The organism is Agrobacterium sp. Ap1 (assembly GCF_017313375.1).
Lineage (GTDB): Bacteria > Pseudomonadota > Alphaproteobacteria > Rhizobiales > Rhizobiaceae > Neorhizobium > Neorhizobium cellulosilyticum.
Genome location: NZ_JAFLMY010000004.1, coordinates 87,311 through 100,838, shown reverse-complemented (window position 1 = coordinate 100,838; position 13,528 = coordinate 87,311). Strand labels below are relative to the sequence as shown.

General features: G+C 57.6%; 14 protein-coding genes and 4 tRNA genes. 5 read left to right on the top strand and 13 right to left on the bottom strand.

What is annotated here, in order from left to right:
* Nucleotides 1-83: 83 nt before the first annotated feature.
* The 8 genes from rplL to JZX87_RS09200 all read right to left on the bottom strand — a co-directional run bounded on the left by rplL (nucleotide 84) and on the right by JZX87_RS09200 (nucleotide 5,139).
* Nucleotides 84-461: a 50S ribosomal protein L7/L12 gene (rplL, locus tag JZX87_RS09235; RefSeq protein WP_148148078.1), complete on the bottom strand. Its 378-nt coding sequence runs from the start codon at nucleotides 459-461 to the stop codon at nucleotides 84-86.
* 57 nt (nucleotides 462-518) lie between these two features.
* Nucleotides 519-1,037, bottom strand: coding sequence for a 50S ribosomal protein L10 (gene rplJ / locus JZX87_RS09230; RefSeq protein ID WP_148148079.1), 519 nt, complete (start codon nucleotides 1,035-1,037; stop codon nucleotides 519-521).
* 380 nt (nucleotides 1,038-1,417) lie between these two features.
* Nucleotides 1,418-2,116 carry a 50S ribosomal protein L1 gene (gene rplA / locus JZX87_RS09225; RefSeq protein ID WP_183998309.1) on the bottom strand — a complete coding sequence of 233 codons (699 nt, stop codon included), beginning with the start codon at nucleotides 2,114-2,116 and terminating at the stop codon, nucleotides 1,418-1,420.
* A gap of 1 nt (nucleotide 2,117) precedes the next feature.
* Nucleotides 2,118-2,549, bottom strand: coding sequence for a 50S ribosomal protein L11 (rplK, locus tag JZX87_RS09220; protein ID WP_112459116.1), 432 nt, complete (start codon nucleotides 2,547-2,549; stop codon nucleotides 2,118-2,120).
* A 171-nt stretch (nucleotides 2,550-2,720) separates the two neighbouring features.
* On the bottom strand, nucleotides 2,721-3,251 hold the full coding sequence (gene nusG, locus JZX87_RS09215; RefSeq protein WP_148148081.1) for a transcription termination/antitermination protein NusG: 531 nt from the start codon (nucleotides 3,249-3,251) through the stop codon (nucleotides 2,721-2,723).
* 15 nt (nucleotides 3,252-3,266) lie between these two features.
* Nucleotides 3,267-3,467, bottom strand: a complete 201-nt coding sequence (secE, locus tag JZX87_RS09210) for a preprotein translocase subunit SecE (RefSeq protein WP_112459118.1) — start codon at nucleotides 3,465-3,467, stop codon at nucleotides 3,267-3,269.
* 189 nt (nucleotides 3,468-3,656) lie between these two features.
* Nucleotides 3,657-3,732: transfer RNA gene (locus JZX87_RS09205), tRNA-Trp, on the bottom strand.
* 114 nt (nucleotides 3,733-3,846) lie between these two features.
* Nucleotides 3,847-5,139 carry a capsule polysaccharide biogenesis protein gene (locus tag JZX87_RS09200; RefSeq protein WP_343062704.1) on the bottom strand — a complete coding sequence of 431 codons (1,293 nt, stop codon included), beginning with the start codon at nucleotides 5,137-5,139 and terminating at the stop codon, nucleotides 3,847-3,849.
* Nucleotides 5,140-5,394: 255 nt separating this feature from the next.
* Between JZX87_RS09200 and JZX87_RS09195 the strand changes: the two genes are divergently transcribed.
* The gene (locus tag JZX87_RS09195; RefSeq protein ID WP_206825174.1) at nucleotides 5,395-6,699 is read left to right on the top strand and encodes a capsule polysaccharide biogenesis protein; all 1,305 of its coding nucleotides are present in this window, start codon (nucleotides 5,395-5,397) and stop codon (nucleotides 6,697-6,699) included.
* A gap of 138 nt (nucleotides 6,700-6,837) precedes the next feature.
* Here JZX87_RS09195 and tuf read toward each other — a convergent pair whose 3' ends face one another.
* The 3 genes from tuf to JZX87_RS09180 all read right to left on the bottom strand — a co-directional run bounded on the left by tuf (nucleotide 6,838) and on the right by JZX87_RS09180 (nucleotide 8,406).
* The gene (gene tuf / locus JZX87_RS09190; protein WP_148145303.1) at nucleotides 6,838-8,013 is read right to left on the bottom strand and encodes an elongation factor Tu; all 1,176 of its coding nucleotides are present in this window, start codon (nucleotides 8,011-8,013) and stop codon (nucleotides 6,838-6,840) included.
* Nucleotides 8,014-8,217: 204 nt separating this feature from the next.
* Nucleotides 8,218-8,291, bottom strand: a tRNA-Gly gene (locus JZX87_RS09185).
* A gap of 30 nt (nucleotides 8,292-8,321) precedes the next feature.
* Nucleotides 8,322-8,406 (bottom strand) — tRNA-Tyr (locus JZX87_RS09180).
* Nucleotides 8,407-8,603: 197 nt separating this feature from the next.
* Between JZX87_RS09180 and rlmB the strand changes: the two genes are divergently transcribed.
* The 3 genes from rlmB to cysQ all read left to right on the top strand — a co-directional run bounded on the left by rlmB (nucleotide 8,604) and on the right by cysQ (nucleotide 11,093).
* The gene (gene rlmB / locus JZX87_RS09175; RefSeq protein WP_183826818.1) at nucleotides 8,604-9,482 is read left to right on the top strand and encodes a 23S rRNA (guanosine(2251)-2'-O)-methyltransferase RlmB; all 879 of its coding nucleotides are present in this window, start codon (nucleotides 8,604-8,606) and stop codon (nucleotides 9,480-9,482) included.
* Nucleotides 9,483-9,575: 93 nt separating this feature from the next.
* Nucleotides 9,576-10,157, top strand: a complete 582-nt coding sequence (locus tag JZX87_RS09170; RefSeq protein WP_206825173.1) for a DUF982 domain-containing protein — start codon at nucleotides 9,576-9,578, stop codon at nucleotides 10,155-10,157.
* A 114-nt stretch (nucleotides 10,158-10,271) separates the two neighbouring features.
* Nucleotides 10,272-11,093 (top strand): 3'(2'),5'-bisphosphate nucleotidase CysQ, encoded by an 822-nt coding sequence (gene cysQ, locus JZX87_RS09165; protein WP_210349016.1) that lies wholly within the window; start codon nucleotides 10,272-10,274, stop codon nucleotides 11,091-11,093.
* Nucleotides 11,094-11,146: 53 nt separating this feature from the next.
* On the opposite strand, the gene JZX87_RS09160 is transcribed toward cysQ, so the two are convergent.
* A tRNA-Thr gene (locus JZX87_RS09160) sits at nucleotides 11,147-11,222 on the bottom strand.
* Between the two features lie 258 nt (nucleotides 11,223-11,480).
* Between JZX87_RS09160 and JZX87_RS09155 the strand changes: the two genes are divergently transcribed.
* Entirely contained in the window at nucleotides 11,481-12,254 is a 774-nt protein-coding gene (locus tag JZX87_RS09155; protein ID WP_183826827.1) for an NAD kinase, read from the top strand.
* Nucleotides 12,255-12,357: 103 nt separating this feature from the next.
* Here JZX87_RS09155 and prfB read toward each other — a convergent pair.
* Nucleotides 12,358-13,489 (bottom strand): peptide chain release factor 2 gene (prfB, locus tag JZX87_RS09150; RefSeq protein ID WP_183826830.1). Its coding sequence is split into 2 segments (ribosomal slippage): nucleotides 12,358-13,419 and nucleotides 13,421-13,489, totalling 1,131 coding nucleotides; the frame shifts between segments, so codons are not numbered across the junction.
* Nucleotides 13,490-13,528 lie beyond the last annotated feature (39 nt).

The following is a 13,528-nucleotide window of genomic DNA, read 5'->3' as shown; positions in this document are numbered from 1 at the left end:
CCGTTTTCATACGGATCCTGGGTAATAAGTTCGAAAAGAAACGGACGGGAGAGAGATAGGCTCTCCCCCGCCACATTCCAGTATTACTTGACGTCGACCTTAGCGCCGGCTTCTTCAAGCTTCTTCTTGAGGTCAGCGGCTTCAGCCTTGGAAACAGCTTCCTTGACAGCCTTCGGAGCGCCTTCGACGAGGTCCTTGGCTTCCTTGAGGCCGAGACCGGTGATGGCGCGGACTTCCTTGATGACGTTGATCTTGTTGGCGCCAGCGTCAACCAGGATAACGTCGAACTCGGTCTTTTCTTCTTCAGCAGCAGCCGGTGCGCCAGCGCCGCCAGCAGCAGCAACTGCTACCGGAGCAGCAGCGGAAACGCCCCACTTTTCTTCGAGAAGCTTGGAAAGCTCAGCAGCTTCCAGGACGGTCAGGGCCGAGAGGTCTTCAACGATCTTTGCGAGATCAGCCATTTTGTAGTTCCTTCTGTTCGGTTCGAACTGGTTTTAAATAAACAGCGAAGTTCCGCCTTACGCGGCTTCGTCCTTCTTGGCATAGGCTGCAAACACGCGAGCAAGCTGACTTGCCGGTGCCTGTACGACGCCTGCGATGCGGGTTGCCGGGGTCTGAATCATACCCACCAGCTTTGCACGCAGTTCGTCCAGCGAAGGCAGGGTCGCAAGCGATTTGACTGCATCCGCATTCAGCGAGGTCGCGCCCATGGCACCACCGAGAACAACGATCTTGTCGTTGGTCTTGGCGAAATCCATGACGACCTTCGGAGCCGTAATCGGATCATCGCTGTAAGCGATGAGCGTCTGACCCTTGAACAGGTCAGACATCGATTCGGATTCCGTGCCCTGAAGAGCGATCTTGGCCAGACGGTTCTTCGCGACTTTGACGGTGCCGCCAGCAGCGCGCATCTTCGAACGAAAATCGTTCATCTGTGCGACTGTGACACCAGCATAGTGGGCCACGACAACCGAACCAGAAGCCTTGAAGACTTCGTTCAGCTCCGTGACAAATTCGCGCTTTTCCGCTCTTTCCACTGTCTGTCTCCAGTTGGTAGGACCGCAATCCTGCAAGTCCCACCGGGTTGCCTTTGCCTCAGACGATCTCCGGAGAGACCGTAAGCGGCGGTTGAGGATCCTGTCCCCCCGCACTGAAACCAAAGGCTTCAGGCACAAGGCACACTAGGCTCGAACCGAATATCGAAGCGCTATACGCACTTCCAAATTCTGGGTTCTTACCCGTCTCATGCAGGTCATTCGATTAAGGCATCATCAACAAGGATTTCAGCCACCCGCAATCTCGGACAGGAATTCCGGATTTCTCCGGAAATCCCCTACCCCTCAGGATTGGACCTTCAGGGTTGGGAATTCATGCGACCGAAGCCCAGAGAAAACTCTGAGCTTCGGAAATTCAGTCATTAAGCAGCAGTAACCGACGACGGGTCGATCTTGACGCCTGGACCCATGGTCGAGGAGATCGCTACGCGCTTGACGTAGTTACCCTTCGCGCCAGCCGGCTTTGCCTTGATGACGGCGTCAGCGAAGGCCTTGATGTTTTCTTCGAGCGCCTTGGCGTCGAAGGAAGCCTTGCCGATGCCAGCGTGAATGATACCGGCCTTTTCGACGCGGAATTCAACAGCGCCACCCTTGGAAGCCTTGACGGCACCCGTGACGTCCATCGTAACCGTACCAACCTTCGGGTTCGGCATCATGCCACGCGGGCCGAGAACCTTACCGAGGCGACCGACGAGCGGCATCATGTCCGGGGTTGCAATGCAACGATCGAAGTCGATCTTGCCGCCCTGGACGATTTCCAGCAGGTCTTCTGCGCCGACGATGTCTGCGCCTGCAGCCTTGGCTTCATCAGCCTTGGCGCCACGTGCGAAGACGGCAACGCGAACGTCGCGGCCAGTGCCGTTCGGCAGGTTGACAACGCCACGAACCATCTGGTCGGCATGACGCGGGTCAACGCCGAGGTTCATTGCGATTTCAACGGTCTCGTCGAACTTGGCGGTTGCGCGTTCCTTGACCATCGAAATGGCGTCGGAAAGGGCTACGAGCTTGGTCGGATCAACGCCTTCGCGGATCTTCTGAATACGCTTTGCAAGCTTTGCCATATTAAGCCACCACTTCCAGACCCATGGCGCGGGCAGAACCCTCGATCATGGCCATTGCGCCTTCGATATCGGCAGCGTTGAGATCCTTCATCTTGGCTTCGGCGATCGACTTGATCTGAGCCTTGGTGAGAGTACCGGCCTTGCCGCCCTTACCAGGCGTCTTGGAACCGGAGGTGATCTTCGCTTCCTTCTTCAGCCAGTAAGAAACCGGCGGCTGCTTCATGACGAAGGTGAAGGACTTGTCCTGATAATAGGTGATGACGACCGGGATCGGCATACCCTTTTCCATTTCCTGCGTGGCGGCATTGAACGCCTTGCAGAATTCCATGATGTTGATGCCACGCTGACCAAGCGCCGGGCCGATTGGCGGGGACGGGTTTGCCGATCCTGCCTTGACCTGAAGCTTGAGCTGGCCTGCTACTTTCTTAGCCATATCTCTCTGCCTTTCACTAACGGGGCGGTTTCCCGACCCAACTTGCCGGATTTCTCCGGCGGCTGCGGTTGCGTGGTTCGGATCATTGGAGTCCGGCTAAGACCCCTCACCTTCCACGCGGTTCGCGGCTTTCACCGCGCGAGGCCCGACATGCGGCCCCCAACTTTAAGATCAGACCTTCTCGACCTGAGCGTATTCCAGCTCGACCGGGGTCGCGCGACCGAAGATCGAAACCTCGACCTTGAGGCGCGCACGCTCCTCGTCGACATCCTGAACAACACCGTTGAACGATGCGAAAGGACCATCCGAAACACGAACCTGCTCGCCGATCTCGAACGAGATCGAGGACTTCGGACGCTCGACACCTTCCTGGACCTGGCCGAGGATACGCTCGGCTTCGAAATCCGGGATCGGAACCGGCTTATTGTCGGAACCGAGGAAGCCCGTAACCTTGGGCGTATTCTTGATCAGGTGATAGGCCTCATCCGTCAGGTTTGCACGAACAAGCACGTAACCCGGGAAGAACTTGCGCTCGCTGTCGACCTTGCGGCCGCGGCGCACTTCCGTCACCTTTTCAGTCGGAACAAGAATCCTTTCGAACAGATGCTCAAGCCCCTTCTGGCGAGCCTTGTTCTCGATGTCGTCTGCGACCTTCTTCTCGAAGTTCGAATATGCGTGGACGATATACCAGCGTGCCGCCATCTTCACTCTCCAGTTTTAAACGCTGACGTTCAGGATCAGGCGCAAAAGCCAGCCCATCAACTGATCCGCCGCGAAGAAAAACAGGGCAGCAAAGACAACCATAACCAGAACCATAGCCGTAGAGATCGCAGTCTCGCGGCGGGACGGCCAAGTGATTTTCAGACCTTCGGAACGAACCTGCTTAAAGAACGTGACCGGATTGGTTTTGGATGCCATCGATTTTCCACGCAATTACGGCACGTAAAGCCGAACTCGCTCAGCCCCACGCACCGCGTGTCTGTTTTTCCCTACATAAACACCGCCTCCCCTTTGCACAAGAGGAAAAACAATGTTCGATTAAATTTCGCCGATCCACTCGGCACAGCTCCGGCGGATCAATCACCCAGCCTAACGAGCTTTATTGAGTGGCAGGGGCAGCCGGGCTTGAACCGACGACCTGCGGTTTTGGAGACCGCCGCTCTACCAACTGAGCTATACCCCTTCGCCCTATCCGACTGCAAAAATCACATTCGATTCCGCGTCGTCTTTAAGCTAGGCGCTCCCTTTACGGTGCGTTGCCCCACTTGGCAAGTATGTTTTTTCGTTTCCGACATGTTCAATATGCATCGCCGCGCCGATCGCCGGCATCTACAGCACGAACCGTCGCGAAAGCGGGCTCGGCGCCGCCGAGAATATCGCTGCCGGCAATATCCATCGCCCCCGGCAAAACAGCAGTCACCCCCTTGCGCTCATTGGTAAGCGGCAGGCGCTTCCACGCCAAACGAGGCGGCTGCGCGACATAGGCATCCGGCTCATTCACGAGTTGCCCTATCACTCGATCGACGATTGTCGAAATACCGAGCTTGCGACCTTCGGAATGATAGAAATTACCCTTTATCTGGATCGCACCGGCCAGCGCCTTGATGAAGCAAGCCAGAAGGCTTCGGTCGATTCGCTCGGGATGCCGCCAGAATACATCCAGTCCACCCTGATGCGTCAGTCCGGGTATATCGAAGACAGCAGCACCCAAGACGATGGTAGGGACGTCTGCCCGCAGACTGTGAAGACCTGTCGTGGAATTGACCACGATGGAACCGTGGCACTCGCGCAGGATTTCCGCAAGATTGCCTTTTTCGATAAAGGCGACACGATTTTCGATCCGATATTTCGCGGCAAGTTCAGCAACGACCTTGCGCCAGTTCTCAAGATCATTATCGAGCGGATGCTGCTTGATGATCAACCGGCCGTTTTCAGGCGCATGACGCGCAAACGACTGCATGACCTGATCCAGCATCTGCGAAATATGCCTATAGGGCGAATTCGCCCTGATCTGGTAATCGCTCTGGAGTTGGAGCGCGAGCAGATAGTTGCGCTTCAGCTTGTCGTCGAAATACCCCTCCGGCAAATCGTGCCTCTCACGGAACATGCGCGGCAGCCAGGATAGGTAGTCGAACAACGGGTCGTAATATTTGTCGGAGCGATAAAAGGGAAACATCATCCGGCCGAAATAGGCGACCAGATTATAGATTACCTCGTTGGTCGCCTCCTGCCCGAATGTATGCGGATAGCGGTTCTTCAAATCCGGATCGGCCACCTTAGCGGCGATCTGGCGAATACGGTCCGGATCGTTCGGAAAATGAGAGAAACGCCCCATACCGTCACGCTCAAGCGTGATCCAGTCAGGTCGGAGATAACCGAATTCCACGGCGTGACAGCGCACACCAAGGCGCCGCGCGACACGCGCGGCAAGCCGGTGATATGGCAACCGATCCGCATAATAAAGAATGTCGGTGATGCCTTCCCGCTTCAGAAGCGCTGCAAGATAGCGCGGCCATGCCTTCAAAGTTCCGCGGTAGTTGATCGCTCCGCGCTTGAACCAGTAGACCTGATCACCGAAGGAGAAGTTCACTCTCCTCGTCTCCACGCCCCTGGCTTCGAACCCTTGGGAGAGCTCGCGCCAGAAAACCGACGGAGGACCTTGCAGAAAGAGAACTTTGGTCATACGCGATCAATGCCTTCTAAACTTCGAGGTACCGAGAAATCGGCCACACAAAGCAGTGAGATTCAGCTATTCGTCGTTAGGTTGCTGGAATTCTCACCAAACCCATACCGCCGTCAATGCAAATACGGTTTCAGCCTGTTAATTTCACGTAAGCACTGTGACATGAAGAACCGCACCTTTCTTTTCCTTCAAGGCCCCGCCTCGCCGTTTTTCCGACTTGTCGCGGACAGGCTGGAAGCTAAGGGCGCGCGCGTTTTGCGCATCAATTTCTGCCTTGGCGATATGGTTTTCTGGTGGCCGAAAAGAGGCGTCTTCTTTCGCGGAAAAAAGAGCGAGTGGCCCGCTTACCTTGAGGCATTCACACGTCACCACTCGGTGACAGACATCGTTATGCTCGGTGACGGCCGTGATTATCACGCAACTGCCGCTGAAATCGGCCAGGCTCTGGGCGTCAGGATACATATTGTCGAGCATGGCTATCTGCGGCCGGACTGGTTGACGGTCGAGCCGGACGGCATGTCGGCTCATTCGCGTTTTCCGCAGGAACCGAAGGCGATCAGGGTTCTGGCCGACGGCGTGCCGCCCGTGGTGCGCGGCGGCCTGTTCCGATCAAGCTTCCTGACCTACGCGCTTTACGATCTCGCCTATCATGTCCCCAATGTGCTGGTCGGCCCTCTCCTCCACCGCCACTACAGAACCCATGGCGCGGCCCACCCCCTCATCGAATATAGCGGCTGGATCTGGAAGGGACTATTCGCCGGTAAAAGACGAAGACAGGCTGAACAGGCTATCGCAGCATCTACCCGGCTAGCGACTGGTGCGGACGCCCGTTTCTTTCTGTTTCCGCTGCAATTGCCCGGTGACTACCAGATAATCAAGCACTCACCGGGCGGTGACTTATCTGCAATCGCCGAGGCCGTGATTGCGTCTTTCGCCAGATATGCTCCCGAAGAAACCCGGCTCCTGTTCAAGGTCCACCCGATCGACAATGGTCTTTCACGCTGGCCCCAACGGATTGGCGACGCCGCCTCGCGACTGAATGTAGGTGACCGGGTCTTCGTGGCCGATGGGGGGAATACCGACAGCCTGATCGAGCGATCGGCGGGCGTCGTCACCGTCAACTCCACAGTGGGGCTCACGGCACTCGCTTTTAACCGTCCGGTTATCGCACTCGGCGCTGCGATCTACGATGTCGACGGTCTCACATCTCAAGCAGCCCTAGCCGATTTCTGGAGGCGACCACCTCTGCCCGATCCAGATCTGTTCGACGCCTTCATGCGCGCGCTATCCGCCACCACGCAGGTTCGCGGCGGCTTTATCGGGCACGATGCGCTCAACACGGGAGCGGACAATGTCGCTTCGCGGCTGCTTGAGCCCGACGAGAGGCTGCCGGAGAGCCTGCGCAAACAGAGAGACCGGGGCGTTTTCCGTTACGAGCGAGAGCTTTTTCCGGAGCAGTCCCGCTAGCTTTTCAATACCTTTTATCCGCGCCCGGCGTGCACATATCGCGTTTCGGGATGAACGCTTTTCAACGCCTACAATACCGAACGAAAAAAAGGCCTCGCTGTTTCCAGCGAGGCCTTTCTCAATTCAGGTGATTATCGATTACTCGATGATCGAAGCGACGATGCCTGCGCCGACGGTACGGCCGCCTTCGCGGATAGCGAAGCGAAGCTTTTCTTCCATCGCGATCGGAACGATCAGTTCAACAGCAACCGTGACGTTGTCGCCAGGCATAACCATTTCCGTGCCTTCCGGCAGAGAAACGATGCCGGTCACGTCCGTCGTGCGGAAGTAGAACTGCGGACGGTAGTTGGTGAAGAACGGCGTATGACGGCCGCCTTCTTCCTTCGTCAGGATGTAGGCTTCAGCCATGAACTTCTTGTGCGGCTTGACAGAGCCCGGCTTGCACAGAATCTGGCCACGCTCAACGCCGTTACGGTCAACGCCGCGAACCAGTGCGCCGATGTTGTCGCCGGCCTGGCCCTGATCGAGCAGCTTGCGGAACATTTCAACGCCGGTAACCGTCGTCTTCGAGGTGGCGCGGATGCCGACGATTTCGACTTCTTCACCAACCTTGACGATGCCGCGCTCGACGCGACCGGTCACAACCGTACCACGACCCGAGATCGAGAACACGTCTTCGATCGGCATCAGGAACGGCTGGTCGATCGGACGCTCAGGCGTCGGGATGTAGGCGTCAACCGCTGCCATCAGTTCGCGAACGGCGTCTTCGCCGATCTTCTTGTTCGAATCTTCAAGAGCAGCAAGAGCAGAACCCTTGATGACCGGAACGTCGTCACCCGGGAAGTCGTAGGACGACAGCAGCTCGCGAACTTCGAGCTCGACGAGCTCAAGCAGTTCTTCGTCGTCAACCTGGTCGACCTTGTTGAGGAACACGACCAGAGCCGGAACGCCAACCTGACGAGCAAGCAGGATGTGCTCGCGGGTCTGCGGCATCGGGCCGTCGGCTGCCGAGCAAACCAGGATCGCGCCGTCCATCTGTGCGGCACCGGTGATCATGTTCTTGACGTAGTCGGCGTGGCCGGGGCAGTCAACGTGAGCGTAGTGACGGTTCGGGGTCTCGTATTCAACGTGTGCCGTCGAAATGGTGATACCACGGGCCTTCTCTTCCGGTGCTGCGTCGATCTGGTCATACGCCTTGAATTCACCGAAAAACTTCGTGATCGCAGCCGTCAAAGACGTCTTGCCGTGGTCAACGTGACCGATCGTGCCGATGTTGACGTGAGGCTTATTGCGCTCAAACTTGCTCTTTGCCATTGAATGCTTCCTGTGAACATAGAGGTGGACCCGGAACCGGGTTTGGTGCAGCCGTTTAAGGCTTTCCACTAGAATGCGCAAGACATAATTACGGCGCGCCGGAGTACAAGGGCGCGGGCGCAGAATCGCTGCCGAAATGCCGAGAAATCAAAGCAAAATGCCCGATTTACGGATACTCATGCAAAAATGTCTTCAAGCGTGAAATGGAGCGGGTAGCGGGAATCGAACCCGCGTATTCAGCTTGGAAGGCTGCTGCTCTACCATTGAGCTATACCCGCGGTATGTTTGGTTCCGATCCGGTGACAGAATGGTGGAGGGAGTTGGATTTGAACCAACGTAGGCTGAGCCAACGGATTTACAGTCCGTCCCCTTTAACCACTCGGGCATCCCTCCAGTATTCCGTCTGGATCATGAGACCAAGTTCGTCAGACCCGGTAGCGTGTCGCCCCGTCGTCTGTGGCGGCTATATGACCGCCTCGTTTCCGTCTGTCAACACGACCTTATTGAAAAAATGACGAAAAAATTACGTTGTCCACCGAGCCCCCTGTGGAAAGGCTTTGCCGGACAGATGCGCGCCTATATAAAGCGGCATGAGCACAAAAGACCCCAAAGACAAATCCCCCCGCGACACCCATTACGCGACGCTGCGCCGTGCAGTGCGCGACCAGAAGCGCGAGAGCGGCGAAATTCCGACGCCGCAGCAACAGAGACGCCCGAAGTCCAACAAGGACTGGAAACCACCGCAGCTGCAGCAGGATCAGGTCTTCCTTTATGGCTTGCATACGGTGCGGGCAGCGCTCGACAATCCCGAGCGCAAGCTGATCAAGCTTACCGTCACCCAGAACGCCTTTGTCCGTCTGGATATCGGCGATTCTACCGCCCAGCCCTTCCCTGTGGAATTCGTATCGCCTCAGGATATCGACAAGGTGCTCGGCCCCGAGGCGATCCACCAGGGCGTGATGCTGGAGACACGGCCGCTGCCGGTTCGCCGGCTCGATGCGCTTAAAGAGAGCCCTCTCCTTCTCGTGCTCGACCAGGTGACCGATCCGCACAATGTCGGCGCGATCATGCGCTCTGCCGTGGCATTCGGTGCCGGCGCAGTCATCACCACCCAGAGACATAGCCCGACGGAATCCGGTGTGCTTGCCAAATCCGCATCAGGCGCGCTCGAACTGATCCCCTACATCCAGATCACCAATCTCGCCGACGCGCTGAACGAGCTGCACAAGCTCGGTTTTTCGACGATCGGCCTTGATTCGGAAGGACCGGCACCGCTGGAAGAAACGCTTTCCGGCGACAAGGTCGCCCTGGTGCTCGGATCCGAAGGCAAGGGCATTCGGCAGAAGACGCGGGAAACGGTTTCTGCACTTGCTCGCCTGGACATGCCCGGCGCGATTAAGTCGCTCAATGTCTCCAACGCTGCAGCAATCGCGCTTTATGCAACGCGTCTGCATCTGACGAAGGCATAGCCGCCTGCACTGAAACATTAGGCAACACTGATAAATCCATCCTCGCGCAAGCTATACATGATCACTTCCTAATATTGAGTTGGGGAGATGCGCATGGAAACAGGAGCATGGAAAAGTCCCGTCGTGATCGAGATGTATGGCCGACCGGGAACCGTGATCGTCACCGGCACGCTCGATGCGGCGCTGATGCTGATCGGCGCCTGGCCGACAAAACGGACGGAAACCCATATCGCGGCGGTCTTATGCTGCCGCGATGTGTTGGTGGGCCAGGCTGATGCGGTGCTTGCCCGCGTCAACTTCATAGAAGCAGCGCTCGAAGCCGGTTATCGGATCGAACCGGAGACCTTTCTGGGCGATCGATGGGATTTCACTCCGCCGCCCGAGGCGAATACCCGCCCCGCACTCGGGCTGGCCGAGATGATACGAAAGCGCGCAACGGCCACCGTCGACAGGCATGCCAACGCCGTACCGAACGAAACCCATCAACCGGAACTCGTCGCGGTCGCCACCAGCCAACCGTCAATTTCAGCGGAGGAAAGCCAACGTCTCCGCCTCAGGGAACTCGTGGCGCGGCTTCTTCAGCTGCTCGGCCTGATCGGAATCGAAATCGGGCGATCGATCTTCATGCCACTCGGGTTTGGCATGGCACGACGCACGAATCGGCAGCCGCAGTAAACCTACCAGCCACTTCCGGCTGACCAGATGGGATAGTGACGCGGTCAGCAGCCGCAGGCAAATAGCTGCCTGAAGACTCCCCTCGCCCGCAAAATCGTGGCATGGGATGTGATCATGACGATCAGCCAACCAAAATCTTCATCGTGGAAGTCGATAGCCGCTTTCTTTGAGAAGGCCGCGCTTGAAGCCGGCCGGCCGATTCTTGCCATCCACCGGGCAGGAGCGCATGCGCGCTACAAGGCCGACGCCTCGCCGGTAACCGAAGCCGACGAGCAGGCTGAGGCCGTCATTCTGTCGGAACTCCATAAAAGCTGCGTCGGCATTCCGATCGTTGCGGAAGAACAGGCTGCAGCGGGCCACATTCCGGATATTGCGAGCAAGGCCTTCATCCTCGTCGATCCGCTCGACGGAACGAAGGAATTCATCAACGGGCATCCCGACTTTACCGTCAACATCGCCCTGATCGAGAATGGCATTCCCGTTATCGGCTTCGTCTATGCGCCGGCGCTCGAGATCGCCTATGTGGGCCACCCAGAAGGCGCCGAAAAACTTTGGGTCGATGAAGAGTTTCGCATCTCCCGGCGCGAACCAATGCGCGCCCGCACGACGCCTGTTCCGAGCATAGCCGTGGCGAGCCGCTCCCATCGCTGTGCCCAGACCGACAATTTTCTCAATCGTTGTGGCGCGAAGGAGATCAGAACCGTCGGTTCATCGCTGAAATTCTGCCTGATCGCCGAGGGCGTTGCCGATATTTATCCCCGCTTCGGCCGAACCATGGAATGGGACACGGCTGCAGGCGACGCGGTTTTGAGGGCTGCGGGCGGCATTACGGTCGATCTTGCGGGACAGCCGCTGGTTTACGGCAAGACGGGGCGCGACGGATACGCGGATTTCGCCAACCCGGATTTCGTGGCGCGATGTGGCGGCGGCACTTAGGCTTCACAGCCAATGTATGGGCTGTGCGATCTACCAGCATTTAAGTAGAAAAGTGGTGCCCCCGACAAGGTTCGAACTCGTGACCCCCTGATTACAAATCAGGTGCTCTACCAACTGAGCTACAAGGGCATCCACTGGGTGCGGGAATTACCATATTTTATTCTGCTGTAAAGCGAAAACGTCGCAGCGGAACAGATTTGTCCAGTATCTTCAACCGTGAAGGACGGTTGGCGGGGGCCAGAGCGCTTGTCGGGCCGCTGTCTTTTCCTGTACCAATGCTGCGCCAGAGGCTGTTGATCCTCGGGTGATCGACAAATTCAGCCAACGCCATTGAGGGCGGCCCTAAGGGGCTTCATTCAAGGCGACGTTTCAAAGGTCCGCCTTTTCATGCCCATTCATTGCGAGACGTTATCCTTTATCGCGTCCCCGGCAGCCGAGGCGCAAGCGGCGCTGGAGGAACTCACCCGGCTTTACGGCAATCGGCCGGTCGGCGAGGCCGATGTCATCGTGGCACTCGGTGGCGACGGCTTCATGCTGCAGACACTGCATGAAACGATCACGTCCGGGCCGCGCGTCTATGGTATGAACCGCGGATCGGTCGGCTTTCTGATGAACGATTATCGCGTGGAAAATCTTCCGGAGCGAATCTCTGTTGCAGTCGAGAACGAGTTTCATCCGCTGAAAATGACGACGACGGATACCGACGGCGCGATCTCCACTGCGCTTGCCATCAACGAAGTCTATCTGTTCCGCCAGTCCTATCAGGCAGCCAAGCTCAAGGTCGAGGTCGATAGCCGCGTCAGGCTCGACGAACTGATCTGCGACGGCGTGATGGTCGCCACACCTGCGGGGTCGACGGCCTATAATCTATCCGCCCACGGGCCGATCCTGCCGCTCGAGGCGCCGCTTCTGGCGATGACGCCGGTTTCGCCCTATCGGCCGCGGCGCTGGCGCGGCGCGCTTCTGCCAAATCATGTCTGCGTCGACATCAGCATTCTCGAACCGGAGAAGCGGCCCGTCAACGCGGTTGCCGACAATGCCGAGGTCAAGTCGGTGCTGCATGTGCGCATCGCCCAGTCCACAGAGCTGACCGCACGCATTCTCTCCGATCCGGACCATTCCTGGTCCGACCGCATTTTGGCGGAGCAGTTCAGCAACTGAATCGGCATGATTCGTCTTGGCGTTCGCCGACGAGGCCACCTCGCCCCAAGACGAACAAAAAAGCCGGACTTTCGCCCGGCTTTTTTGTTTATGTGAAAGCTGATCAATCGACGTCGGCGACATCGACATCCGGCTTGCCGCTGATGCGGTGCGCGAGGGCCGCTTCCATGAATTCGTTCAGGTCGCCATCTAGCACATCGTCCGGCGCCGTCGAGGAAACGCCGGTGCGCAAATCCTTGACCAACTGGTAGGGCTGCAGAACGTAGGAACGGATCTGGTGACCCCAGCCGATATCACTCTTGGACGCGGCTTCGGCATTGGCTGCCTCTTCACGCTTCATCAATTCGGCTTCGTACATGCGGGCGCGCAGCATTTCCCAGGCCTTGGCGCGGTTCTTGTGCTGTGAGCGTTCCTGCTGGCAGGCGACCACGATGCCGGTCGGGATATGGGTGATACGCACGGCCGAGTCAGTCGTGTTGACGTGCTGGCCGCCAGCACCCGATGAACGATAGGTATCGATGCGGCAATCGCTTTCGTTGATCTCGATGTTGATCGAGTCATCGACGACCGGATAGACCCAGATCGACGAGAAGGACGTGTGCCGCCGCGCATTCGAATCGTAAGGAGAAATACGGACAAGGCGATGCACGCCCGATTCCGTCTTCATCCAGCCGAAAGCGTTGTGGCCCTTGACGAGGATCGTCGCGGACTTGATGCCGGCTTCTTCACCGTCATGCACTTCGAGAAGCTCGACTTTATAGCCAGAGCGTTCGGCCCAGCGCGTATACATGCGAAGCAGCATGTTCGCCCAGTCCTGGCTCTCGGTGCCGCCAGCGCCGGAATGCACTTCGACATAGGTGTCATTGGCATCCGCCTCGCCGGAAAGCATGGCTTCCACCTGACGGCGTGCCGCTTCGGTCTTCAACGCCTTCAAGGCAGCTTCGGCATCCTTGACGATGTCGTCGTCGCCTTCCTCTTCACCAAGCTCGATAAGCTCGATGTTGTCGGCAAGCTGCTGCTCCATCGCCCTGACACCACCGATGCTGTCATCGAGCTGCTGACGCTCGCGCATCAGCTTCTGAGCTTCCTGCGCATCGTTCCAGAGGGTCGGATCCTCTGCCTTGTTGTTCAACCAGTCCAGTCTTCTTACAGCCTGATCCCAGTCAAAGATGCCTCCTCAGCAGGCTTATGGCCTGCTTGATTTCGTCGACAACATTCAGCATTTCCGCGCGCATGGCGTATTCTTCTCTCTCTGTGATCTCTGAGGGATTAAG

What these genes read in the sequence shown, in the direction of transcription:
- rplL (WP_148148078.1), bottom strand. Translation starts at nt 461, where the DNA reads ATGGCTGATCTCGCAAAGATCGTTGAAGACCTCTCGGCCCTGACCGTC.
- rplA (WP_183998309.1), bottom strand. Translation starts at nt 2,116, where the DNA reads ATGGCAAAGCTTGCAAAGCGTATTCAGAAGATCCGCGAAGGCGTTGAT.
- rplK (WP_112459116.1), bottom strand. Translation starts at nt 2,549, where the DNA reads ATGGCTAAGAAAGTAGCAGGCCAGCTCAAGCTTCAGGTCAAGGCAGGA.
- nusG (WP_148148081.1), bottom strand. Translation starts at nt 3,251, where the DNA reads ATGGCGGCACGCTGGTATATCGTCCACGCATATTCGAACTTCGAGAAG.
- secE (WP_112459118.1), bottom strand. Translation starts at nt 3,467, where the DNA reads ATGGCATCCAAAACCAATCCGGTCACGTTCTTTAAGCAGGTTCGTTCC.
- JZX87_RS09195 (WP_206825174.1), top strand. Translation starts at nt 5,395, where the DNA reads ATGAAGAACCGCACCTTTCTTTTCCTTCAAGGCCCCGCCTCGCCGTTT.
- tuf (WP_148145303.1), bottom strand. Translation starts at nt 8,013, where the DNA reads ATGGCAAAGAGCAAGTTTGAGCGCAATAAGCCTCACGTCAACATCGGC.
- rlmB (WP_183826818.1), top strand. Translation starts at nt 8,604, where the DNA reads ATGAGCACAAAAGACCCCAAAGACAAATCCCCCCGCGACACCCATTAC.
- JZX87_RS09170 (WP_206825173.1), top strand. Translation starts at nt 9,576, where the DNA reads ATGGAAACAGGAGCATGGAAAAGTCCCGTCGTGATCGAGATGTATGGC.
- cysQ (WP_210349016.1), top strand. Translation starts at nt 10,272, where the DNA reads ATGACGATCAGCCAACCAAAATCTTCATCGTGGAAGTCGATAGCCGCT.
- JZX87_RS09155 (WP_183826827.1), top strand. Translation starts at nt 11,481, where the DNA reads ATGCCCATTCATTGCGAGACGTTATCCTTTATCGCGTCCCCGGCAGCC.